This window comes from Synechococcus sp. R55.2 (genome assembly GCF_047462075.1).
Taxonomy (GTDB): domain Bacteria; phylum Cyanobacteriota; class Cyanobacteriia; order Thermostichales; family Thermostichaceae; genus Thermostichus.
Genome location: NZ_JANSIH010000393.1, coordinates 14,926 through 36,583, shown reverse-complemented (window position 1 = coordinate 36,583; position 21,658 = coordinate 14,926). Strand labels below are relative to the sequence as shown.

The following is a 21,658-nucleotide window of genomic DNA, read 5'->3' as shown; positions in this document are numbered from 1 at the left end:
CCCACCTATGCCCCTTGCGGTTGGGGATCCCGCTCCTGAGTTCACCTTGCCCGATGCCGAGGGCAATCTCATCAGCTTGAGCCAGTTGCGGGGCCAGCGGGTGGTGCTCTACTTCTACCCACGAGACAACACTCCCGGCTGCACCCGAGAAGCCTGTGGCTTTCGGGATGCCTACGCCGATTATCAGGCGCAAGGGATCCGCATTTTGGGGGTGAGCGCCGACGATGCCCGCTCCCACCAGAAATTTGCCCAGAAGTTCCGGCTCCCTTTTCCGTTGTTGGTGGATGAAGGAGGCAAGGTGGCCAGTGCTTATGGCGTCTTTGGCCCGAAGAAGTTTATGGGCAAAGAGTACAACGGCATTCACCGCACCACGTTTGTGATCGATCCGGAGGGGAAGATCGAGGCCATCATCACCAAGATCAACGTGGAAACCCACGCGGCGGAGCTGCTCAAGCAATTGACTGGTTCATAGCTTCCCGGCTGGGAAGAAACTGGCCATTCGCCAAAAGCGGCGATTCTGGGAGGAGATTTCCATGCTAGGGATAAAGGTGCTGAGATTTCCCTTGGGCTGGGGCCGTGTCCCGACGCAGCCGTACCCTCAAGTCGATTCACGATAGCTACCAAATGTTGGGTTTGGCCGGCCAAGGGCAGTATGGGCGCGTGTTCTGTGCCCGTCCCCACCAGGGGGGAGAGCTGGTGGCCCTGAAGGAGCTGCAGGCGGAGCGCTTTCCCACCCAAAATCTGCTGCGGGAGCTGCGCCATCTGCTCACCCTCAACCACCCCAACATTACCCGCTGCTACGCCCTCGAACATGCCCGCGAAGGTCGCTACCTGGTGTTGGAGTACTGCGAGGGGGGCACTCTGCGGGAGCTGATCAACCAGGTGGAACAGGGGCTGTGGCTGCCGGTCAAACAGGTTTTGGGCTTTGTGGATCAGATTTTGGCCGGGTTGGAGCATGCCCATTGCCAGGGGGTGATCCACTGCGATGTCAAGCCCGAGAACATCCTGCTCAAGCCCACGCCCCAAGGCTGGCAACTGAAGTTGACGGATTTTGGCATCGCCCGTCGCCTGCAGCCTGCTGCCGGCGAGATCACCGCCACCGGATCCCCTGCCTACATGGCCCCGGAGCGGTTTTATGGCCAGTTCAGTCCCGCTTCCGATCTCTACGCGGTGGGGATCATCCTGGTGGAGCTGCTGACGGGCCGACGGCCTTTTTCCGGATCTCCCGGCCAGTTGATGCACGCCCACCTCAACCAGCCGTTTGTCTGTCCAGAAGGGATCCCTGCCCCGCTGCGGGAGGTGCTGGAGATAGCCCTACGCAAGTTGCCCTCGCGGCGGTTCCGCACTGCTGCCCAAATGCGGTCGGCCTTGGCGGTGTTTGCCCAAGAGTGGCAAGAGCCGGCCAGTTGTTGGGTTGGCCCTCGCCTGCCCAGGTGGCCGCCCCCTGGGGTGCAGGTTTGGGATCTGCCGGATCCGGGCTCTGTTGACGCTGGCGGAATGGAGTTCCTATCTGAGCACAAGTTCTGCATCTGCGAGGATCCGGGCGGCTCCAGATCGCCACTGCTGTTGCGGGTGACTCCCCAGAGGCTGGAATGGCTGGATCTCCAGAACCTTGCCTCGGGATCCCCTGCTTTGGCCCGTTTCCCCCTGGATGAGCCGATTCGGGCGGTGCTGCCCTTGAACACCTTCCCAGAGGCCCTGGCCTTCTCCCAAAGCAGCCTTTTGCACCTCAGCCCCAGCCGCATCCGTACCTTGCTCAGCTTTGAAGGGGATTGGCAGGCCACCTGGCTGGCAGAGCGACAGGAGCTGTTCTGGGCCACCGCCCAAGAGTTGGGGGCAGTACAATGGCAGCCGACAGGAACACAGCCTTTCCCCGATTCCCGCTGTTATTTCCGCTGGCCTTGGCAGGGATCCCTGTCCCGCTTGCTGGCCCTCTCGGAGCATCTGGTTTTGTTGACAGGTGTGGGGCAGCAGTGGGTGGAGATGAGCCTCTTGCCCCATCCCCAAAGACTCGGTCCTGCTGTCGCGACTGGTTTGCCTCTGCAGACGGGATCCCAGCCCGTTCGCCATCGCCTGCCCTTGGATCCCGAAGGGATGGTGATCAGCCTGGGGGAACGGTTGCTCTTCGCGGCAACAGATGGGGGCAAGGAAGGCCAGCAGGATTTCTGCCCCTATCTCGACTCGGTGCAGGTGAATCCGCTGCGGGTGCGCCGCTGGTTTTTGAAAGGTTGGCCTGTCCAGATGGCCAAGGCTCCTTGGGGAGTGCTGCTGTTGTGTCGAGATGGGGAACAATCCACTTCCCTCTGGCTGTATGGTGAAAAAGGGGATCCCCTGGCCCAGATGGCCGTGCCTGACGGCTCACAGGTGTTGCAAGTGGGCCAAAGAGGCAAGGTTTGGCTGCAAGTGCCCAAAGCAGAAAAGCCCCCCCAGTTCCAGCTTTGGCAATTGGCTCTGAACCGCTTGCCGGTGAGCGGACAGCCTTCCCAGGTGATGCTGTGCAATCCAGCGATCTAGAGTTGCGCCAAGAACTCCGTCCCGCTGTCGCGGCCGGACTTGGGCAGAACTTTAAGATCACTTTAAAATCGAGCTTGGCGAGATGCCCGGCCAGATCTGCTGGGCTGCTGCATAGGGCAGCGGGGATTTGTCGAGCCTGTTGGAAAGGAAGCCTTGCCATGAGTCAGTATCTGCCGGAACCTTCTGCCGTGGAAGAGGATCCCAGCCTGTTGGTAGGCCGACTGCGACGCAAAGAGGGCCGTTGGTTGGATTGGGCCAAAGCATGCCAAACCTTGCAACAACAGAAAATGACCCCGCAGGCCATCTTCGAGGCGACGGGGTTTGAGCCCATTCACCAAAACCAGATCATCGTTGCGGCCCAAGTTTACGAAGGGATAGCCAAAGCAGGAGCCAGCCCAGCAGTTCTGGAGCATTTTGCCCACAAAGGTAGCGATATCCTCTACGAGTTGCGCATTCTCTCTCCACAGGATCGGGTTCGGGTGGCGGAATTTATCTTCAGTCGCCATTTGCATGCCGCTGATGCTCATGAGATCGCCCGCGCCGTGAAAAATTATGCCCAGCTCCAACAGCTTCCGGAAGGGTTTACGGATCACCCCGGCGATGCGGTAGCCTATCAAGCCTGGAGAACGGCCCAGCAAACCCGCGATCTGCAGGAGCGAACTCGCGCTATCGGTCGAGCATTTCAGTATGTCCACAGCGATACAGCCCGCCGGCAGGTGGAGCAGCTTTTGTCTGCAGTTACTGCTGGCTCCCGATCCCAACGTAGCGTTTTGCCCAAGCTGTCGGTGTTTTGCCTGGAAGAAGATCTGCCGCGCCTGCTGCCGGTGGCCGGCTCCCTGCCTCTTGCAACTGCCGCCTGGGAAGGGATCCCCTCCAGCCAGCCCCAAGGGCCCTTTGGCTGGGTTAACAGCCCGACGGAGCAAACTTGGATGGCCTTGCCCGCTTGGCCGGTGATTCAAAAGGCCGGGGATCCGGTGATCCTCCAGGTGGAAAACAGGCTTTTGGGATCCCTATTGGGCTTGCCGGTGCCCACCGGCGAAGAGCAGGATCCGGTCTTGCTGGTGGTCGATCGCGCCATTCGGGTTTGGGAGGGAGATCAGATGGCAGGATTTTTCCTGGTGGATCAGGCCGGATCCCTGGCGGTGGAGTGGATAGAAGACTCGCCCTCCTCTCCCCTGTTGGGCCAGGTGCTGATGGCAGTGCGCCCCCCGCGGGTTTTCGTTGGCGCTGGCGGTGCGGAGCACTTTGAGGCGCTGGCCCAGGATCTCTGGCAGTTGGAGGAATAGGCATGGGGATCCCAGCCGTTTCCCCATTGGCGCCAGTGGTGCGGAGCACCGAGCTTGAACGGCCTCAATTGAGCAAAGCCAAGTTATCCCGATGGACGGCAGTATCAACCCCTTCGTAGCCCAGGATGTGAGGGATCTCGGCAGTTTTTTTGCCCTTGATCTGCCGCAGCTCCTCGGCGCTGTAGTTCACCAGGCCCCGCGCCACCTCCTGACCGCTGGGATCGCACAAGCGCACGGCGGCCCCCGCCTCAAAGTCTCCAGAAATGGCTGTGATCCCTGCCGGCAGCAGCGAGCGCCCCTGCTGGCACACCGCTCGTACCGCCCCCTCATCCAACGTCAGGGATCCCTCGGGGATAAGGCCGTAGGCAATCCATCGCTTGCGGGCGCTGGCGGGCTGGGGAGCCGGATCAAAGCGGGTGCCGATGGCCTCGCCGGCCAGAATGGCCGGAATTTGCTCAGGCCGTTTGCCATTGGTAATCACCACCGTTACCCCTGCGGCTGTAGCAATTTGAGCAGCGGTCAGCTTGGTGGCCATGCCGCCGGTGCCCCAGCCACTTTTGCCCTGGGCTTCGGCCTTCACCTGTAGGGGGATCCCGGGCAACACCCGCTCGATGGGCTCAGCGGAAGGATCTCGGTTGGGGTCAGCCGAATAGAGCTTGTCCACATCGGTGAGCAGGATGAGCCACTTGGCCTGCACCATGCTGGCCACCAACGCCGAAAGCGAGTCGTTGTCACCAAACTTCAACTCTTCCACCGCCACCGTGTCGTTTTCGTTGACGATGGGAATAACCCCCATCTGCAGCAATTGGGCAAACGTGCGATTGGCGTTCACGTAGCGGTTGCGCTCCACCAGATCGCCACGGGTGAGCAGCACTTGGGCAATCGGCTGGTTCAGAGCCGAGAAGAGGTCATCGTAAAGGCGGATCAGCCGCCCCTGTCCCACCGCAGCCACCGCCTGCTTTTCGGCAATGGCCGTCGGTCGTTGCCGCCAGCCAAGGCGAGCACAGCCCACCCCCACCGCCCCGGAGGAGACCAAGATCACCGCGTATCCCTGCCGGCGCAGGTGAGTCAGCACCTCCACCAGCGGCCCCAATACGGAAAGACGCAACGAGCCGGTCTGAGTATCTGTCAGGCTAGAGGTGCCGATCTTCACCACCACCGTCACGTCTGTTGTTGCCATCGCCTCCCTCAACCCATCTTCCCACCCATCTATTCACCATAGCGGAGCCAAGATGCGGCTGTATTGGTCGTCGCTTGCCCTCAGGGTCACCACAGGCGAGAATAGAACAGAGAAAGCCGTCCTCAAGCTCACCTTTTTTTGTCTGCCTGTGAATCCTGTTCGCACCCTCTCCGCCACCAAAGCGGCCTTTTTCAGCGCCTACCCTCGCCCGATCAACGCCGTCTATCGCCGGGTGGTGGAGGAGTTGTTGGTCGAGCTGCACCTGACCACCGTCAACAGCACCTTCATCTACGATCCGTTTTTTGCCTTGGGGATGGTCACCCTCTACGACGGGCTGATGGAAGCCTACCAACCCCCCGAACAGCGAGAAGCCATTTTCAACGCCCTCTGTAAGGCTTTGCACCTCAAGCCGGAGGTGTTGCGCAAGAATGCCCGCGATCTGCTGGAGTTGATGAGCAGCGGGGATCCCCGTCAGAGACTGGATCTCCTTTGCCTCAAGCCAGAGGCGGAAGATGTGGGCGGGTTGAAAGCCATTTTGGAGCGCATGACTCAGCCGCCCTATGCCTACAGCCGGGTCTTGGCTGTTGGCCTTTATACAGCCTATGAAGCCGTGGCCAAGTCCCTTTACAAAGAAGCGGAAGAGCGCACCCGCCGCTTTTTGGAGGATGTGGTGGGCAAGCTGCCCTTTTCGGCAGAGCGGGTGAAAAAGGATCTGGAGCTCTATCGGAGTAGTTTGGATCGCATGAAGCAGGCGCGGGCTGTGGTCGAGGAGATGGTGAAAGCCGCCCGACGCCAGCAGGAACGCCGCCAATCCGCCGCCTCTTTGCCCGAGACTTCCCTTGCCGACCCGAGCGAGCCCAGCAGCTAAAGGCAGGCCCTAAGCCAAATACCGAGCCCAGGTTTCCACCACCTCGGGGGATCCATACCAGCGCCGTCCACCCCGACCGGAATGGTAACAGTCGGGCAGGGTGAGATTGACAGCCCCCTGCAAGTGGGCAGCCTCGATGGGGATAATGCCATCGCCCCACAATTCCCCCTGTCCAGCCGTGAGCCAATAGCTGTTGTAGGCCAGCCAAGCCAGATAATCCTCCTGTCGCCACAGGGATCCCAGGCCCAAGCGCCGCCCCTGAATGGCTCTGCCCGCCACGCACACATAGTTCACCTCGGGCCAAAAGGCCCCCGGATAGTGGGTGTTGACAAAGTCCAAATTGCGCTTCGTCCAGCGCTCCCGGCTGGTGTGGGGGGATCCCAAGCTAATCAGCGCAGCGACCTGCTCCCGCCCCTGCCACACCTGTCCCCCATAGGGCACGGATCCCAGGTAGATGCGGGCAATCCAGCCGCCGGCGGAGTGGGCCACCAGGTTAACTCGGTCAACCCCAAACTCAGCGCAGGTCTTTTGGATGGCCTCTCGCAGCGCCCACAGGATGGGAGTGACGGGCCTTCCCCCCAGCGTGGGAAACCAACTGCGCACCCGTAACGGCACCACCCGTGCCGCATAGCCGCGGGCTTCCAGCTCTTGACGCAAGGGCTCATACTCCGACGCGCCCGCCAGATAACCGGGCAAAATCACCAGAGGAGCCATACGCTAGCGGGGATACCAGAACATGCCTTTGATCCCCTCGGGGTCGGGGGTGAAGCCCAGCCGCTCGTAAAAGCTGACCACCCCTTGATCGGCAAAAAGGGTGATGTTGCTGATGTCTTGGGCGCGCAGCTCTTGGATCACCTTTTCCATCAGCCGCTTGCCCAGACCCTTGCCCTGGAAATCGGGATGAACCACCACGTCCCAAATGGTGGCATTGAAGGCGTGGTCGGACGTTGCCCGGGCAAAGCCGATGAGGCGACGATAGCTGCCCCGCTGCTGCCACATCGACACCACCAAAAAGCTGTGCTGCAGGGCTTTTCTCACCTTGGGAATGGGACGACGCGACCATCCCACCGCATCGCAGAGCTCCTCCAGCTCGTACAGATCCAAGTTGGGATCCAAGCTGAACAGGATGGACTCGCCCTGTACCGCCACCACTTCCTGACGGTCGCGACTGCGCTGCGCGGCAACATGACCAGCTTTGGCCGTCGTTTTTTGCGCCAACTCTTTCGTCGAAGCGGCCCCTGCTGCCCCGAACAGGCCCTTCCAAAAGCTCATCGGATGTCTTCGTGGAGTGAAAGCCCCCATCTGATCAGGTAGGCGTGTCCTCAGTATAGCCAGGATTGGCAGCGGGAATAGCTGAATCTGCATAGGTGCTTCCGCGCAGGCTTGGGACAGGTCTTTATCGGAAACTGAGAGTGGAAAGTCTGGGCGCTAAAAAGTCTATGGTTCCTCCCGGCACCGGCACTCTCGTCAATACCCTCGCCATCTTGGCGGGGAGCGGCCTTGGTTGGGGAGTAGGTAGCCGCCTGCCCCAGCGAATGAGCCAAACCCTTTTGCAAGCCATGGGATCCCTGGTGCTGGTCTTAGGGATCCAAATGGCCCTCACCCTCGGCAGTGCCGCCCAAGCGGTAACGGTTTTGGTTGCTCTGATGTCAGGAGCTGTGCTGGGGGAGTGGATTGACATCGAGGCTGCTTTTGAGCGGATTGGCCAGGCCCTGGAAAAGCAGGTAAGCCGTTGGCTGGGCCCCAACCCGATTACCCGTGCCTTCGTCACCACCAGCATCCTGTTTGTGGTCGGCCCCATGACCCTGCTGGGATCCATCCAGGATGGATTGGGGGATCCCTCGCTGTTGTTGGTGAAAGCCGCTTTGGACGGGATCGCCACCCTCGCCTTCACCGCCAGCCTTGGCTGGGGCACCCTATTTTCTGCGGTGCCGGTGCTCCTGGTTCAGGGGGGAGTGGCTTTGTTGGCGCGGCAGTTGCAGCCTCTGTTGCGCCCAGACCTGATCGCCGCCTTGGAGGCCACCGGTGGGATCCTGATCTTGGGCATTGGCCTCAACCTGCTCGGCCTGGCCCGCCTGCGGGTGGCCAACTTGCTACCGGCTTTGGTGATCGTGGAGCTGCTGGTGGGGTTTTTCCCCGTTTGGGATCTCCACTTCTAGGTTTCCAGGTCGGTTGGGAGGTAGAAAGGGTCAGAAACCGCTTAATGGCCGGCGGTTAACTGGGATCCAATCTCTGATGACCCCCGATAGTCTGAAAGAGCTACTCAGCCACACCACCAGAGAACAGTTGGTGCAGGAAGCCCTACGAGCGGAACGTTCCAAAAGCTACTTGGCTTTTCAAATGCTTTCGAATTTGCTTTCTATGAATCCCCCCGAAGGGGGGACTTGCGGACAGCAGGCGTTAGGCAAGAGCGGTTGACTACCCCGCCGCTACAGGCAGCATAGTGCAAAGCCGCCCTGGAAGGACGGGGCTTTAAACCCAGTTTTTTGGTTAAGCTTGATGACGACTCTTTCCCAGGCATCAATGCCGGGGCTTGCACGCCAAACTCTCGGTGAAGCTTTTGCCAGTAATTTATAGGCAATTGCAAATCAGGATGCAACCAGCCCCCAGCAACTCAGTAGGCCAAGCCCATGCTGCGGGTGGTTTCGGGGCCAAGGTAGACCCGGATGCTCAGGAAGTCGGTAGGGCAAGCGGTTTCACAGCGTTTGCAGCCAACACAGTCTTCGGTGCGGGGGGCAGCCGCGATCATCCCAGCTTTGTTTTTTCCTTTCCAGGGCACCATCTCCAACACGTCGGTGGGACAAGCCCGCACACACTGAGTGCAGCCGATGCAGGTGTCGTAGATCTTGACCGAGTGAGCCATTAGCGTTCTCCAGTCGAGCAGGTTGAAAAGTTAAAAAAAGGTTTACCGAATCGGCATGGCAGCAACATCGCTGCGCCAGTGCCCTCAGTGTACTGTAGTCCTGGGAAGCCTCCAAAATCTCCGATCCAAATGTTCAAACAAATTTACATCCGGTGGGGTCGTCCTCTGAGCTGATGGGAAGGTTGCTAGGGTTGGGCTAGGATCGGCCTGAAGATCACAGGACAAGGGATCCTGAACATGGGGCGTTCGGTGCAGGATTGGCGAAGGCAAACTCAGGGCAATCTGCGTCGTCTGGGGCCGATTTTGCTGGAGATCTTCGAGGAGAACAGGCCTCGCCTGCGCCAATGGGATCAGCAGCTCACCGATTGGGTGCGCAGCCGCCGCTGGGGGGTGGATCCGTCTCTGCCCAAGGTGGCTATCTATGTCCTGGGCGCAGTGGTGATCCTGGCGATCCCACTTCTCACGTTTGTGGCTTTGGGGGCCTTTCTGACCTTTCTGGGTGTCCAAATTGTCCAAAAGTGGTCACAAGGGGATCCCGCTCGCCAAACTCAGCGCCGCTATCTGCGCAGTGCTGACGCGGATGATGATGACTTTGATCTGGATTGAGAAAGGGGCTGCGGGGAATGGGCGGGCTAACTGTCCGCCGACCGTTGGGGCTCCTGGGAGTCTTGCTGCATGCCCAAGCGTTGTTTGACCTGTCTGATCACCTTCTGGTGAGAGCGGTTTTCCAGCCTGTTTAGGCCGATGGCGCCGGCCAGGATCCCCAACTGTAAGGCCAAGCTGGGCAAGGTGGTGTTCAAGTCCCGTCCCGCCAGGGCTCGAAAGAAAAACACAAACGCCCCGATGGTAGCCGAGAACCCCACCGCCAAGTAGATGAAGCGCCGCAAGCTGCGGTAGGGAGCGGCCAGCTCCGTCAAGAGCCTCACTTGCTCCGCTGAAGAGGGATCCCGCCGCTGCGACAGGGGCGATCTTGGCTTGGGATCGGAGTCTGCCATTGGCTACACCTCCTCAGGCAACAAGAGGGGCTCCCGACCGGAAACCCCCGCCAAAACGGCTTCGGCAGCGCGGCAGGCGGCCAGAATATCTCGCTCTTCCCCTCCCAAGTACACGCGGCCAAAGCTACCGAAAGGCATCACCTCCAGGATGTTGATCTGGGCAGATTTTTCTGCCTCGTTGGCAGCCAGGGGGGCATAGCCTGCCGGTTGCACCTCCAGGATGTAGAGGGTTTGGCCAGCCAGGAGCATTTGGCCACGGCGGGAACGGTTAATCAACTGGGTTTGGTGGGGATCGATGTTGCGGATGATCTGGCTGGAGATGATGCGGGGCTTGAGGCGCTCCTGTTCACTCACCCCTAAGGCAGCCAGAATCGCCCGTCCGGCGGTGCGGGTATCCCCTTGGTTGCTGGAGTGTACTTCCAGAAGGCCGTAGAGGCGTTCCACCACCTGCAGCCCCGGCCTCACCGAGGTGGCCTTCAGGGCAATATCCATAACGCGGTTGATCTCGATGCCGGGGGAAATCTCGACCCACAAAGAAGTGTCCCCAGGCAGGGGCAAAAAGCCGTAGGCTACTGTGCCCAGATAAGCAGCATACTGGGGTTGCAGCCGATCCAAAAACACGTAACTGCGAAGGTCGATCCCCAAAAAAGTCCTCCCTTTGGGCTCGGTTGGATGGTGAGCTGATGTCGATCTATTCTTTACTATTCTTATTCTTCTCCAGCCTCATCGCAGCTCTTGGGTCCTTGGGCGGGCCGACCAACCTTCCAGCTCTACAGGTCACCCTGAGCCACCACCTTCACCGTTGTCAGGGCTTCCACGTCGATGGGCCCGCGCACGTGCAGCCGCTGGGTAGAAATGCCCAAAGACAGGTCGCGAAACGCTCCCAACGTGGGGATCCCAGCTCCCCGGCCTGCCGAGAGGGGGGAAGTGTTGATGTGGATCAGGGCGGCATCTACTTCCTGGAGAAAGCGCTGGGCCGCCGATTGGCTATCGGTGAGGATCGTCTCCGATTGACGGCAACCATTTTTGTTGATCCAGGCGATCGCCTCCGTCAGGTCGGCAATGGGCTGCAGGCGCAGATGAGGTCGTTCTGTCGAGTCAAAGCCTTGCCCAAGCGGCTGGAGCTGCGGGAACTGTTCCAGAATGGAGGCGGCTGCCTGGATATCGATCCCGTGACCCAGCAAGTCCTCCACCAAGGCGGTCAGATGGTTGGCGGCCCAATCGGTGTGGATCAGCAGCCAGAGGGTGAGAGGCTGATAGATGGGGATCCCTTCTGAGCCATACTGGGCGAGGGGATCCAACAAAACCGACTTGACCAAAGGCCAAGGGGCGGTGCGATCCAGATAGATGTGGCCGTAGCCCAAATGGGTAGCCAGAGTCGGCACTTTGCTGGCCTGCAACAGGAACTCCACCCAGCCGGGGCGACCGCAGGGAATCACCAGGTCTAGGTAGCGGGTTTGCTGTAACAACGGCAATAGTGGGGAATCTACTTGGGGATCTGCGGTTCGGTCTTGGGCGGGCAAGGTTTGAATGGCCCCTTCCGGGATCCCGTGCTCATAAGCCGTCTCTGCCAACAGGTTGACCATAGCCTGGTGAGTTTTCTGGATGGGACCGCTGCTGGCCAAAATCACGCCATTTCCTGTTTTTAGGCACATGCCAATGCCATTTAAGGCAAACTCGGGGTAGATTTCGTAGACCAGAGCAATCAACCCCAACGGGACGCGGTAGCGGCCAATAAACAGGCCATTCTCCTGGCGGTGCCCTTTCTCCAGCTTGCCAATGGGATCCGGCTGCTGGGCCAGGAGAGTCAGCAACTGGGCGGATCGCTGTAGACGCTCGGGGGTGAGCTTCAGGCCGTTGAGGATCCACTCCGGTACGGTTTGCTCGCGGCAACTTTCCAGGTCGAGGGTATTGGCTTCCAGGAGCAGATCGGAGCGCTCCAACAAACACCGCGAGAGAGCCAGCAGGGCCTGGCGCTTGGTTTGGCTGCTCAACCGCTGCATCTGCGGTAGTAAGCGGCGTACCTGTCGCAGAGTGGTACCTAAGTCAAAGTCTGAACCGAAATCTGTCACTTGAACTTCTCCCGCCTAGCCCATTAGAGACAGACCCGCTGCGTTCTCCAGACCACTGCTAACAAGAAATGGTTGGATCCACAAGTGCTGGGGCTGCCAATTCTGGAGACCAGTCGCTGGAGAAAATCTCACTCACCTCAGGGCCGCCGCAGCAGCAAGATCGCCGTTACCATCAACAGCGTCAACAACAAGCCGAGAATCATGAACCAACTGAGCAACTGGGTTTGGTTTGGGAAGAGCACTGCGCCGATGAACCCAACCGCCAAGACAATGCCCAAGCTGAGGGTGAGGCCCAAGAGCGCGGATCCCTGTAGGGTGTTTTCCCGCCGCAACACCCATTGGTAGCCGTTCCAGAACCACATTTTGCGGTAGGGATAAGAAACGGCCAGTTGCTCGATGTACAGGCGGTCGGGGGTAATGGCAAAAATATGCTGGCAACGGCTACACCCAAAGGCTTCGGTTAGGGTGATCAGGCGCAACTGACCTTGATGGCAGCACGGGCAGGGGTAAATTTTGGCGGGCTCAAGGGTCTGAGCGACACGCGGGGCTGAGTTTTGACGGGGAGACTTGCGGGGAGAAGAGAAGGCCACAGCTCTCAGCCGGTGAGAAGTTGGGATCCCTCACATCCTATCTTCAGGAAAGCGGAGTCAAGCCACCCAGAGATGGTGGACGTAGCGCCAGGTGAGGATTTGGTTGAGGGCGAGGAAGATCAAAGCTAGAAGCCCGTAGCCCAGCTTCAGGATAGTGCCAAGATAGCCAAGCACCCTTTGGGGGATGAAGCTGAAATCGGTGTGTTTGGCCCAATGTACCAACGCCAACACCTGCAGGATGTGAACCGGCAGACAATAGCGGCTCATGCTTCGCTGGCCCAAGGGGCTCGTACCCGTCAGGGCAATGTAAAACATGGCCCAAGCAGCCAGATGAAATCCCAGCCGCTCCCGCCAACACTGGCTTCTACCTGCCATAACTCCTGCCGCATCCATTAAACCTGTAACAAGCAGGGATCCCAGGGTGGCAGACACAAACAGTTGGCTAAGAGCGTCAGCCCACAGCCCAGGGTCTTTCATCGGTGCAGAAAGAGAGAGTAAGCTTTGCCAGCGTTCGGCGGAAAGGACATATGTGCGAGCTTGGAAAATAGCTTGATAATTGGCTTTCACGCCGGTAAAGTAACGCTGCATTTCCAGGTAGAGATCCCAGCGTCCGAAGCGGAGCTGACAGTAGAGAAAAAAGCCCAGGCCACCCAACAGAGCCAAGCTCGCTGCCATACTCGTCCAAAACCAACGGCGGGCTTGGGTTCTCTCCCCCGCTTTCAGGAGATTCAAAAAAGGGAGCAGCGCCACCGGCAAGCCGACAATCCGAGTAGCACTCATCACCAAGCCGTGGATCCCAGCCAGGAGCATCAGCAGGGGACGGCCCCCGTGAATTGACCAGTAGAGAAAACCCAGTAGGCTGGCCATAAACAAAGATTCGCTGTAGCCCACGACCAGGTAAAAGCTGGTGGGATAAAAGAAGATGAGCAAACTGGCCAAAATTTGCCAGAGGGGGGGAATTTGCCACCTGCGGTAAAACAGGAAAAGGTAAACCCACATCAGCCAGCAAAAGAGCTGGGCGGTGAGGTAGAGCCCCAGTTCAGGGTCAACTCCCACAAGGTGACTGATTGCGGCCACTGCCAGGGGATAGCCGGGGAAAAAAGCTACGTTGCTCTGCTCATAGGCAATCTTGTCGAAACCCACAAACTGGTACCCCCGCCGCACAATGCTGAGATACCAATAGCTATCCCGCTGACTCAGGGCTGTGAAGGCAGAAGCATAGTCGCTCTCCTCACTCCAGAGGGAGATCATAAAGATCTGCAGCACTGTCAAGGCCAAACTGGGCAACAAGATTTGCCCTAAGAAAGGGGCAAGGTACTGCCGACCTCGCTGCAACAGATGACTGAGAGGAAAGCTCATCGCTGAATCGTTAAGGGTGAAGATGGCACTTTGATTTCTTCTTGGTAATCGTCGTCGGAGTTCACCTGCCAGAGATTGTGACTACCGGGTCGGAGAATGTTCTCAGCCGCCAGCAAGCCCATCAGTAAACTGTGATCTTGGTTGTTGTATTTAAATGAGCCGTAGCGGCCCACCACTTGTAGATTTTCAAACTGGCTGAGATACTCCTGCAAAATGGCTAAATCTTCTTTATAGCTACCGGTATAGATGGGATAAGTGCGGGGCAGGCGCACCACAAAGCCACTGTAGATCTTTTGATCGTGAAGCAGGCCAATTTGACGCAGCTCCTTCTCGGCCAAAGCCAGCAATTCCTCCTCAGGAGCTTGCCACAAGGGATCCCCAAAGTTGCACCAATACTCACAGCACAAGGGGGTTTGCTCTTGGTTGGGCAACATGGCCGGAGACCAATTGGCGAAGTTGGTCACCCGTCCCACCCCCACCGTTGGATCGTTGATATACAGCCAGTTATCGGGGAAGAGCTGGGATCCCTGCACAATCAAGTAAACCAAGACAGTATTGCGAAATCTGAGATTGCGGGCTGCCTGCAGCACTTGGGGGGGAGGCAATTTCCGCAGGCTCTGCACCAACACCGTCAGAGGGATCGAGGAAATGACGTGGGAGGGGGAGACCCAAGTTTCACTTCCATCCTGAAGATTGCGCAGTTGCAGCTCGACAACTTGGGATCCCCGATGTCTGAGGGTGACTACTTCTGTGTTGAGCAGGACTTTTTGTCCCTCGGCAAGCAAATACTCCTGCATTTTTTCATAGAGCTGCCCGGATCCCAGACGAGGAAACTGAAACTGGTCGATCAGAGACTTGGCCAAGCTTCGATTCCACCCCAAGGCCTTTTGGATGGCTTGCCCAAGGCTGAGACCTTTGATGCGCTGGGCAGCCCAATCAGCACTGATCTCGGTACAAGGGATCCCCCAAAGCTTTTCCGTATATCCTTCAAAGAACATTTGAAAGAGTCGGGTGCCGAACTTGCCTTTGACCCAGTCGGCAAAGTTCTGGGGAGCTGGTCGCGGAATTAATTGTGCCCAGAGATAGGAAAGGACAATGTGCAGGCTTTCCCACCAACCCACTTTGCGCAGGACTTCCCAGGCCTGAATGGGGTACTGAAAATACTGCTTGCGGTAATAGATGCGGGTGAGCCGTCGGACGGTTACTTGCTCGGATTCCAAAACCTGATTCCACAACTCTCGCACCGGCAGGATTTTAGTGAAAAAACGGTGCGGGCCATAGTCCAAGATAAACCCCTGATACTGAATACTTTTGGCCAAACCCCCGACCTTCTCCTCTCGTTCTACCACCACTACGGAAAAACCCAGTTGGTTCAAGCGATAGGCAGCCGCCATGCCTGCCGGCCCCGCTCCCAGGATGTAGATGGGATCCCCCACTCTGTCTCTTCCCGAAACTGCTTTACAGGGACATTCTAAAACAGGTCGAGAAACTTCCCTACCATCGGCCAACTCCCTGCCAAACCCCAGGACAATGAGGGGAGAAGAGAAAGGTTAGACTGGTGAGGCTGCGGCTGGAGGCTGGCCTGTGCTGTTGACCAAGGGCTTTGAGGTGGAAATGTACACCGGCACCGCCGCCGGGGAAGTGGTGGGCTTGTCGGATCGCATTTGCCAGGCTTTGCCAGGGTTTGTGCGGGAGCCGGATCGGCGCAATGTGGAGTACATCACCCCCCCTCTCCGCCGCTACGAAGACCTGCTCTGTGCCTTGTTGCGGCCTCGCCTACAGTTGCGGCAATTTTTGCGCCGTCTTGGCCCTTACACCCTTCTGCCAGGGAGCACGCTAGCTTTGGGCGGCAGCGACCACTTCGAGCGGTCGGATCCCGGCAACCCCTACCACGACTACATCGAGCGCACCTATGGCACGCGGGTGGTAACTGCTAGCATTCACATCAATGTTGGCCTGCCAGGTACCGAGGCCATCTTCCGGGCCTGTCGCCTGCTGCGAGCGGAAGCATCTCTCTACCTAGCTCTGAGCGCTTCCTCCCCTTTTCTGGACGGACGGGTGACGGGATCCCACTCCAGCCGTTGGCAGGTGTTCCCCAAAACGCCGGCTCAGGTGCCCTTCTTCCGGGATCACGCCCACTACATTGCCTGGATCCAGGAGCAGCTAGCCCTGGGCACCATGCAGAATGTGCGCCACCTGTGGGCCTCGGTGCGACCCAACGGCCCGGAGCGGCCCTACCACCTCAACCGCGTGGAGCTGCGCATTTGCGATCTGGTGGGGGATCCGGTAATGGTTCTGGCGATTACCGCCTTGGTGGAAGCCCGTCTCTGGCAGTTGCTGGCCCAGCCGGAAGCGCTGGATCCCTTGCGGGGGCCCTTTACCCCGACAGAGCTGGAGAGCCTTTGCGAAGCCAACGAGCAGGCTGCTGCTCGAGAATCGCTGCAATCTCATTTGGTCGATTGGCGGACAGGCCGGGAACGGGCGGCCCAAGAGTGGATCGAAGAGCTGCTGACCGAAGCTTGGCGTATTGGCCAACCTCAAGGCTTGGGCTGTTTTCTAGCTCCCTTGCAAACTCTGCTCCACCAGGGCAATGAGGCCCAACGCTGGCTGAAACAAGTCAACCAGGGATCCACGCCTGCCCAAGTGTACCAACAGGCCATCCAGGAGCTGGCCGAACAAGACCGAGAGAGGCAGGAAACCCTCTGCCAAGTTGTTGGCTAAGCCTCTGCCCAACGGTGAGTGTTCTCAACCCGGTGCCTTCCACACGCTGAATCTTCGACCCAACTTAAATCCCCTAAACAGGCTCCACCGCTTCTTGTAGGGCTTGGCGGGCAACGCGAGTGACGTAGAGGGTAGCAGCTACGGTGGCGATGAGCCCCACGAGGCGAACGACCCATTGGGCGGTTTGAGCCTGAGGATCCAACTCCCTGCCTTCCATGTTGGCCAGGGATCCCGCCAATGAGCCGATGTACACATACATAAAAGTGCCCGGCACGATCCCGGCAGTGCCCAACAAGTTATCCAGAAAAGAAATTCGGGTCAGCCCTAGGGCGTAGTTGAGCACATTGAAGGGAAACGCAGGCGACAGCCGAATCAGGCCGACTATTTTCCATCCCTCACGTCCCACTGCTCGGTCGATGGCCGCAAACTTGGCATTTCCCTCAATCCATTTCGCCACCTGTTCCCGCGCCAAGTAGCGCCCGATGAAAAAGGCCAAATTCGCTCCAATGGTTGCCCCGATTAGCACATACACAGTTCCGGCCACCACCCCGAACACAGCTCCTGCCCCCAAGGTCAGCACCGAAGCCGGTAAAAGCAGCACCGTCGCCACAATGTAAATGGCAATGAAGAGGATCGGCCCCAGCGGCCCCAAGCTTTCCATCCAAGCCAGAGCCCCGGTGAGCCAGTCTTGAATAACCCCAAAAAATCCCAATCGATGTGCTGCCCAAAAGATAAAGATGGCCGAGCCCAAAACCGCAGCAAGCTTGAGCAAAATCCGCTGCTTTTGAGGGTTTGTGCTGGGTTGAGGCAGCTCTTCCATTGGCCAAACTCCTAGTAAAGTGCCTGTGAGGTGAGCTGGAGCAAGCTGGAGTAAACAGCTCTCAGAGTGGGGGAAGCATCTTTACCCGAAAGTCGTGCCATTCCATCCCCAAAGATAGCCCTTGGCATCGCTGAACTCAATGTAAATCCTCTTCTTGGGGATCCCCAATCGGGCCTCGATGGTGCCACAAAAAAACTCGCTCATGGCCCGGGTTTGTTGGGCGGAAAATTGCCCGATACTCTTGATTTCCACGTAGCAACAGGGATCCCCACTGCCGGCAAAGGTCATCGGGATCCCACCTTCAAAGGCAGTCATCACGTAGGCTTCCGACTTGCCCAACTGTTCCGATAGAGCAGCAGACAGCACCTTGAGCAGTTCCCCTACCGCGGCGGCTTCTGGTTGCACAGACGTTTGCAGCTTGATCAACGGCATGGATCCCTCTCCCTCTCAACGAGTTCATCTTGGCATTCTTGGCCCCGCTTTTTGGCGATCCACCTGTGGTAGCGTAGCGACAGAGTTGGGCAAACCTCTATGGAGCAGACGAAGCCGGCCCAGCCAGAGATCGGCCACTACCGGGATCGGCCTGGGCCATGTCTTTGTGGCGTGCAAACCGAAGCTGCCCCCGCTCCTGTCGGCCCCTACAGCCAGGGTGTTGCTGCTCTGGGGCCATTCCTGTTTACTGCCGGGCAGGTGGGCCTGGATCCCAAAACCGGCAAACTGGTGGGGGAGGACATTGTTTCTCAAACTCGGCAGGCATTGCTGAACGTGCAGGCGGTGCTGGAAGCGGGGGGCACCACTCTCTCCCAGGTGGTGAAGACAACGGTTTTCCTGGCCGATATGGAGGATTTTGCGGCCATGAACGAGGTTTATCGAGAGTTTTTTGCCACCGATCCGGCTCCGGCTCGCTCTTGCGTACAGGTGGCCCGCCTGCCCCTCAATGCCCGAGTAGAAATCGAGGTTGTGGCTTGCTACCCACAATCAACCTAAGTGCTAGGTGTCTCTAGAGTGGGAGCCCGGCTGGGGGGAGGGTTTCTGGGTCGGCGCGGATCCCGGCAAATCGGGAACCGGATCGTAGCCCCCTGGGTGCCAGGGATGACAGCGACAGAGGCGACGGATCCCCAGCCAACCCCCTCGTAGGGCACCGTAGCGCCGCACCGCTTCCAAGGTGTACTGAGAGCAGGTGGGGTAATAGCGACAAGCAGGTGGCAGCCAAGGAGAAATGCCGACCTGGTAACCCCGGATCAGGGCAATCAAGCTGCGGGTGAGGGGATCCGATTGTTCGGGCATGGGTCGGAGTCCAAAAAGCGCATCGCTACTTCAAGGTCATCTGGAACGTACCGGCGATCTCTATTGTCAATCCTTGCAGTTACCAAGAAAACTGGGTTTAAAGCCCCGCCCTAAGGCCTACGGCCCGCTGACGCGACCAGGGCGGCTTTTATCTTGCTAGACCTTTGATAAAGTAGGCTCATGCGCGTCCTCGAAGCCAAGCTCCTCAACGGCACAGCCCAGCAGTACCAAGCCTTGGATGAGGCCATTCGGACTGCCCAGTTCGTGCGCAACAAGTGCCTGCGCCACTGGATGGATCATCAGGGGGTGAACAGGGCCACGTTGTACTCCCTCTGCAAGGACTTGGCCAGAGAGTTCCCCTTCGCCCAGAAGCTGAACTCCTCTGCCCGACAAGCCAGTGCGGAGCGAGCCTGGTTTGCCATCTCCAACTTCTACCGCCGCTGCAAGGAGAAGGCAGCCCAGAAGGGCTATCCCAAGTTCCAGAAACATTGTCGCTCCGTGGAGTACAAAGTCTCCGGCTGGAAGCTGGCAGCAGATGGGATGTCCCTCACCTTCACGGATGGCTTCCAGGCAGGCACCTTTGCTTTGTATTGCAACGACAAGGCGCGGCGGGACATCCTCACCCTGAAAATCAATCGGGTGCGGGTAGTGCGGAGAGCCGATGGCTACTACGCCCAGTTTTGCCTGGACGTGGAGCGCCGAGAGGAGGTGGAGTCCACCGGCCAGGCGGTGGGGCTGGATGTGGGCTTGATGCACTTCTACGCCGATAGCGATGGGAACAAGGTAGAGTGCCCCAAATTCTTGCGTCGTGCCGAAAGGAGGTTGAAGCGACAGCAAAGGAGACTGAGCAGAAAGTTTCGGAGAGGGGCCAAACCCCAATCCAAGAACTACCACCAGCAGAGGAAGCGGCTGGGCAAGGTGCATCTCAAAGTCCAACGCCAGCGTAGAGACTGGGTCATCAAGCTGGCCCGGTGCGTAGTGCTCGCCTACGGCGGCGCGGAGCGCTTTGTCTAGCGACATCGTGGCGTATGAGGACTTGCCGGTGCGCAACTTGGTGCGGAATCACCACTTGGCCAAGTCGATTCACGATGCCGGGTGGAGTTTATTCACCGGGTGGCTGGACTCCTACGGGAAGGTCTTCAACAAGGTGGTGGTGGCCGTGCCGCCCCAGTACACCAGTCAGGACTGTTCTCGGTGTGGCCACCGGGTGAAGAAGACGCTGTCCACTCGCACCCATCAATGCCCGCAGTGTGGGGTGGTGATCGACCGGGATGAGAATGCGGCCATCAACATCCTGCGCAAAGGGCTGGAGCTGCTGGGTGAGGAGTGGAACAACGGTACCTTTGGGCAAAAGGGAACCGCCCCGAAAGGGGGAACGCCTGGGGAGATGAGCACCGCTGCTGTGGAGGGGCAACCTGACACGGTAAGTGCTGTCGCAGAACCAGGAACCAGAATCCCCTGCCTTTAGGCAGGGGAGTATGTCAATTGTGAGATAATGGTAAAGCTGCGCTTTCTGTGCAGCCTCTGGTTCTAATCAGTTCTATCTGGCCAATTAGGGGATAGTATGCTGCACACACTATCTGGCCAATTAGGGGATAGGTCTCCAGCTCTGATCGGGATCCACTGTATCCTGGAGCTTTACGACTGCCCGGCCAAACTTTTGGATGATGCCTCTCTGGTGCAACAGGCTTTGCGAGAGGCAGCCAGACGCTCCAACTCCACCTTTTTGGGAGAGCTGTGCCATCCATTTGAGCCACAGGGGATTACAGCCCTCGCTCTTTTGGGGGAATCCCACATCTCCATTCACACCTGGCCCGAAGCGGGCTACGCGGCGGTGGATGTGTTCACCTGTGGTCGCCACACCCGACCGGAAGCGGCCTGTGAATATCTGATCGACGTGTTTCAAGCGCGACGATATTCCCTGCGCAAGGTGCCCCGCCGCACCGCGCAACCGACACTCCTGGAAGAGGCCCCAGACTCGGCTGAGGTGCTCACCTGTGAAGCAACCCGACGAAGGCGCTGAGATCTTCGCCAATCGCAGCTTTTTCCAAACTGTCATGGGGGCCATCTGTAGGCTGGGTGGGATCCGATTCACCCCAGAGGTCAGTCTATGTTGCTGGAAAAAGCTGTAGCGAGGTGCTTATGAGCAGCCCGAGAAGTTTCTTCTGGGTTCAGGAGTACTTTACCCCTTGGGACTACACCGCCCGTGCGGTCACGCGCATCTTGGCCTACCGAAAAACCCCTTTCCAGGAGATGCTGATCGCCGAGACGGGGGCCTTCGGCAAGGGTCTGATGCTGGATGGGCATTGGCAATCCACTACCGTGGATGAGTTTCTGTACCACGAGGCTTTGGTTCATCCGGCTATGGTGCAGGTTGTCCAAGCGGGCGGGATCCCCCGGCGGGTACTGGTGTTGGGGGGGGCAGAAGGGGCAACGCTGCGGGAGGTGCTGCGTTGGCGCTCGGTGGAGCAGGTGGTGATGGTGGACATCGATGGGGAGGTGGTGGCAGCCTGCCGAGAGCACCTGCCGGAAATGCACCAGGGATCCTTTGAAGATCCGCGGGTGGAGGTGGTGATTGCCGATGCCTTGGATTTTCTCCAGGAAACAGGCCCCATTTGGGATGTGATCCTTTCCGATCTCTCCGATCCCATTGAGTCCGGCCCTGCCTACCGCCTCTTCACCCAGGAGTTTTTCCGCCAGATCCGCTCCAAGTTGCAGCCAGATGGGGCTTTCACCATCCAAGCCGGGCCGACGGGGCCGGTTGAGCTTCATCAACACACCCGCATTGTTCGCACCCTGAAAACGGTGTTTGCCGCCGTGCAGCCCTACGCCATCTATGCCCCCACCTACGGTGGCCCACTGGGTTTTGCCCTGGCAGCTCAGGATCCCATCTCCCCCAGGCCAGAACCGGAGCAGATCGACCAGATTCTGAGCCAACAGTTGGATCCCGAGCGAGGGGCACTGCAATTCATCGATGGCATCACCCTTCTGGGCCTCTACCAAGTCCCAGCTCACCTGCGCCGTGCCATTGCCGCCGAGACCACGGTTTATACCCTGGATAACCCGCCTCGCATCGAATAAGGGGCTATCCAGCACCCCGAAG

General features: G+C 58.8%; 25 protein-coding genes. 12 read left to right on the top strand and 13 right to left on the bottom strand.

The features are described from left to right. The first annotated feature begins 7 nt into the window (after positions 1–7). The 3 genes from bcp (at position 8) to raf1 (ending at position 3,800) form a co-directional block, all read left to right on the top strand. Entirely contained in the window at positions 8–472 is a 465-nt protein-coding gene (bcp, locus tag NW838_RS12660) for a thioredoxin-dependent thiol peroxidase (protein ID WP_414357188.1), read from the top strand. A 104-nt stretch (positions 473–576) separates the two neighbouring features. Beyond that, positions 577–2,514, top strand: a complete 1,938-nt coding sequence (locus tag NW838_RS12655) for a serine/threonine protein kinase (RefSeq protein ID WP_414357190.1) — start codon at positions 577–579, stop codon at positions 2,512–2,514. A 158-nt stretch (positions 2,515–2,672) separates the two neighbouring features. Continuing rightward, on the top strand, positions 2,673–3,800 hold the full coding sequence (raf1, locus tag NW838_RS12650) for a RuBisCO accumulation factor 1 (RefSeq protein ID WP_414428142.1): 1,128 nt from the start codon (positions 2,673–2,675) through the stop codon (positions 3,798–3,800). Positions 3,801–3,864: 64 nt separating this feature from the next. On the opposite strand, the gene proB is transcribed toward raf1, so the two are convergent. Then, a complete protein-coding gene (gene proB / locus NW838_RS12645) occupies positions 3,865–4,980 on the bottom strand; it encodes a glutamate 5-kinase (protein WP_414357193.1) in 1,116 nt (371 codons plus the stop codon). A gap of 52 nt (positions 4,981–5,032) precedes the next feature. Between proB and psb29 the strand changes: the two genes are divergently transcribed. Beyond that, entirely contained in the window at positions 5,033–5,848 is an 816-nt protein-coding gene (gene psb29 / locus NW838_RS12640; RefSeq protein ID WP_414357195.1) for a photosystem II biogenesis protein Psp29, read from the top strand. A gap of 9 nt (positions 5,849–5,857) precedes the next feature. Here psb29 and NW838_RS12635 read toward each other — a convergent pair whose 3' ends face one another. Next, positions 5,858–6,562 (bottom strand): esterase/lipase family protein, encoded by a 705-nt coding sequence (locus tag NW838_RS12635; RefSeq protein WP_414428141.1) that lies wholly within the window; start codon positions 6,560–6,562, stop codon positions 5,858–5,860. A 3-nt stretch (positions 6,563–6,565) separates the two neighbouring features. Continuing rightward, the gene (locus NW838_RS12630; protein ID WP_414357199.1) at positions 6,566–7,120 is read right to left on the bottom strand and encodes a GNAT family N-acetyltransferase; all 555 of its coding nucleotides are present in this window, start codon (positions 7,118–7,120) and stop codon (positions 6,566–6,568) included. Positions 7,121–7,287: 167 nt separating this feature from the next. Here NW838_RS12630 and NW838_RS12625 point away from each other — a divergent pair, with 167 nt between their 5' ends. Beyond that, on the top strand, positions 7,288–8,007 hold the full coding sequence (locus NW838_RS12625; RefSeq protein WP_414357201.1) for a DUF554 domain-containing protein: 720 nt from the start codon (positions 7,288–7,290) through the stop codon (positions 8,005–8,007). Positions 8,008–8,462: 455 nt separating this feature from the next. Here NW838_RS12625 and psaC read toward each other — a convergent pair whose 3' ends face one another. Continuing rightward, on the bottom strand, positions 8,463–8,711 hold the full coding sequence (psaC, locus tag NW838_RS12620) for a photosystem I iron-sulfur center protein PsaC (RefSeq protein ID WP_414350136.1): 249 nt from the start codon (positions 8,709–8,711) through the stop codon (positions 8,463–8,465). A 237-nt stretch (positions 8,712–8,948) separates the two neighbouring features. Between psaC and NW838_RS12615 the strand changes: the two genes are divergently transcribed. Then, positions 8,949–9,317 carry a hypothetical protein gene (locus NW838_RS12615; protein WP_414357203.1) on the top strand — a complete coding sequence of 123 codons (369 nt, stop codon included), beginning with the start codon at positions 8,949–8,951 and terminating at the stop codon, positions 9,315–9,317. Between the two features lie 26 nt (positions 9,318–9,343). On the opposite strand, the gene NW838_RS12610 is transcribed toward NW838_RS12615, so the two are convergent. The 6 genes from NW838_RS12610 to NW838_RS12585 form a co-directional block, all read right to left on the bottom strand. Further along, positions 9,344–9,706 carry a DUF3493 domain-containing protein gene (locus NW838_RS12610; protein WP_011432201.1) on the bottom strand — a complete coding sequence of 121 codons (363 nt, stop codon included), beginning with the start codon at positions 9,704–9,706 and terminating at the stop codon, positions 9,344–9,346. Positions 9,707–9,709: 3 nt separating this feature from the next. Further along, a complete protein-coding gene (locus NW838_RS12605; RefSeq protein WP_011432202.1) occupies positions 9,710–10,351 on the bottom strand; it encodes a hypothetical protein in 642 nt (213 codons plus the stop codon). Positions 10,352–10,476: 125 nt separating this feature from the next. Then, the gene (locus tag NW838_RS12600) at positions 10,477–11,778 is read right to left on the bottom strand and encodes a gamma-glutamyl phosphate reductase (RefSeq protein WP_414350139.1); all 1,302 of its coding nucleotides are present in this window, start codon (positions 11,776–11,778) and stop codon (positions 10,477–10,479) included. Between the two features lie 137 nt (positions 11,779–11,915). Further along, the gene (locus tag NW838_RS12595; RefSeq protein WP_011432204.1) at positions 11,916–12,368 is read right to left on the bottom strand and encodes a hypothetical protein; all 453 of its coding nucleotides are present in this window, start codon (positions 12,366–12,368) and stop codon (positions 11,916–11,918) included. A 57-nt stretch (positions 12,369–12,425) separates the two neighbouring features. Beyond that, positions 12,426–13,727: a hypothetical protein gene (locus tag NW838_RS12590; protein WP_414428140.1), complete on the bottom strand. Its 1,302-nt coding sequence runs from the start codon at positions 13,725–13,727 to the stop codon at positions 12,426–12,428. Next, entirely contained in the window at positions 13,724–15,163 is a 1,440-nt protein-coding gene (locus tag NW838_RS12585; protein WP_414409351.1) for an NAD(P)/FAD-dependent oxidoreductase, read from the bottom strand. Before NW838_RS12585 ends, NW838_RS12590 begins: the two co-directional genes overlap by 4 nt. A gap of 148 nt (positions 15,164–15,311) precedes the next feature. On the opposite strand from NW838_RS12585, the gene gshA reads away from it, so the two are divergent. Continuing rightward, positions 15,312–16,448 (top strand): glutamate--cysteine ligase, encoded by a 1,137-nt coding sequence (gene gshA, locus NW838_RS12580; RefSeq protein WP_414357209.1) that lies wholly within the window; start codon positions 15,312–15,314, stop codon positions 16,446–16,448. Positions 16,449–16,521: 73 nt separating this feature from the next. Here gshA and NW838_RS12575 read toward each other — a convergent pair whose 3' ends face one another. After that, a complete protein-coding gene (locus tag NW838_RS12575) occupies positions 16,522–17,268 on the bottom strand; it encodes a TVP38/TMEM64 family protein (protein WP_414357211.1) in 747 nt (248 codons plus the stop codon). An 81-nt stretch (positions 17,269–17,349) separates the two neighbouring features. Then, a complete protein-coding gene (locus NW838_RS12570; RefSeq protein WP_414357213.1) occupies positions 17,350–17,700 on the bottom strand; it encodes a phenylpyruvate tautomerase MIF-related protein in 351 nt (116 codons plus the stop codon). Between the two features lie 171 nt (positions 17,701–17,871). On the opposite strand from NW838_RS12570, the gene NW838_RS12565 reads away from it, so the two are divergent. Beyond that, on the top strand, positions 17,872–18,255 hold the full coding sequence (locus NW838_RS12565; RefSeq protein WP_414357217.1) for a RidA family protein: 384 nt from the start codon (positions 17,872–17,874) through the stop codon (positions 18,253–18,255). Positions 18,256–18,258: 3 nt separating this feature from the next. On the opposite strand, the gene yidD is transcribed toward NW838_RS12565, so the two are convergent. Beyond that, the gene (yidD, locus tag NW838_RS12560; RefSeq protein WP_414357215.1) at positions 18,259–18,555 is read right to left on the bottom strand and encodes a membrane protein insertion efficiency factor YidD; all 297 of its coding nucleotides are present in this window, start codon (positions 18,553–18,555) and stop codon (positions 18,259–18,261) included. A 180-nt stretch (positions 18,556–18,735) separates the two neighbouring features. Here yidD and NW838_RS12555 point away from each other — a divergent pair, with 180 nt between their 5' ends. The 4 genes from NW838_RS12555 to NW838_RS12540 all read left to right on the top strand — a co-directional run bounded on the left by NW838_RS12555 (position 18,736) and on the right by NW838_RS12540 (position 21,636). Beyond that, a complete protein-coding gene (locus NW838_RS12555) occupies positions 18,736–19,569 on the top strand; it encodes an RNA-guided endonuclease InsQ/TnpB family protein (RefSeq protein WP_414428139.1) in 834 nt (277 codons plus the stop codon). Further along, a complete protein-coding gene (locus tag NW838_RS12550) occupies positions 19,562–20,023 on the top strand; it encodes an RNA-guided endonuclease InsQ/TnpB family protein (protein WP_414428138.1) in 462 nt (153 codons plus the stop codon). The genes NW838_RS12555 and NW838_RS12550 overlap by 8 nt, the downstream gene beginning before the upstream one ends. A gap of 96 nt (positions 20,024–20,119) precedes the next feature. After that, entirely contained in the window at positions 20,120–20,578 is a 459-nt protein-coding gene (gene speD, locus NW838_RS12545; protein WP_414328672.1) for an adenosylmethionine decarboxylase, read from the top strand. Positions 20,579–20,697: 119 nt separating this feature from the next. After that, positions 20,698–21,636: a fused MFS/spermidine synthase gene (locus tag NW838_RS12540; protein ID WP_414356308.1), complete on the top strand. Its 939-nt coding sequence runs from the start codon at positions 20,698–20,700 to the stop codon at positions 21,634–21,636. The last annotated feature ends 22 nt before the right edge of the window (positions 21,637–21,658 follow it).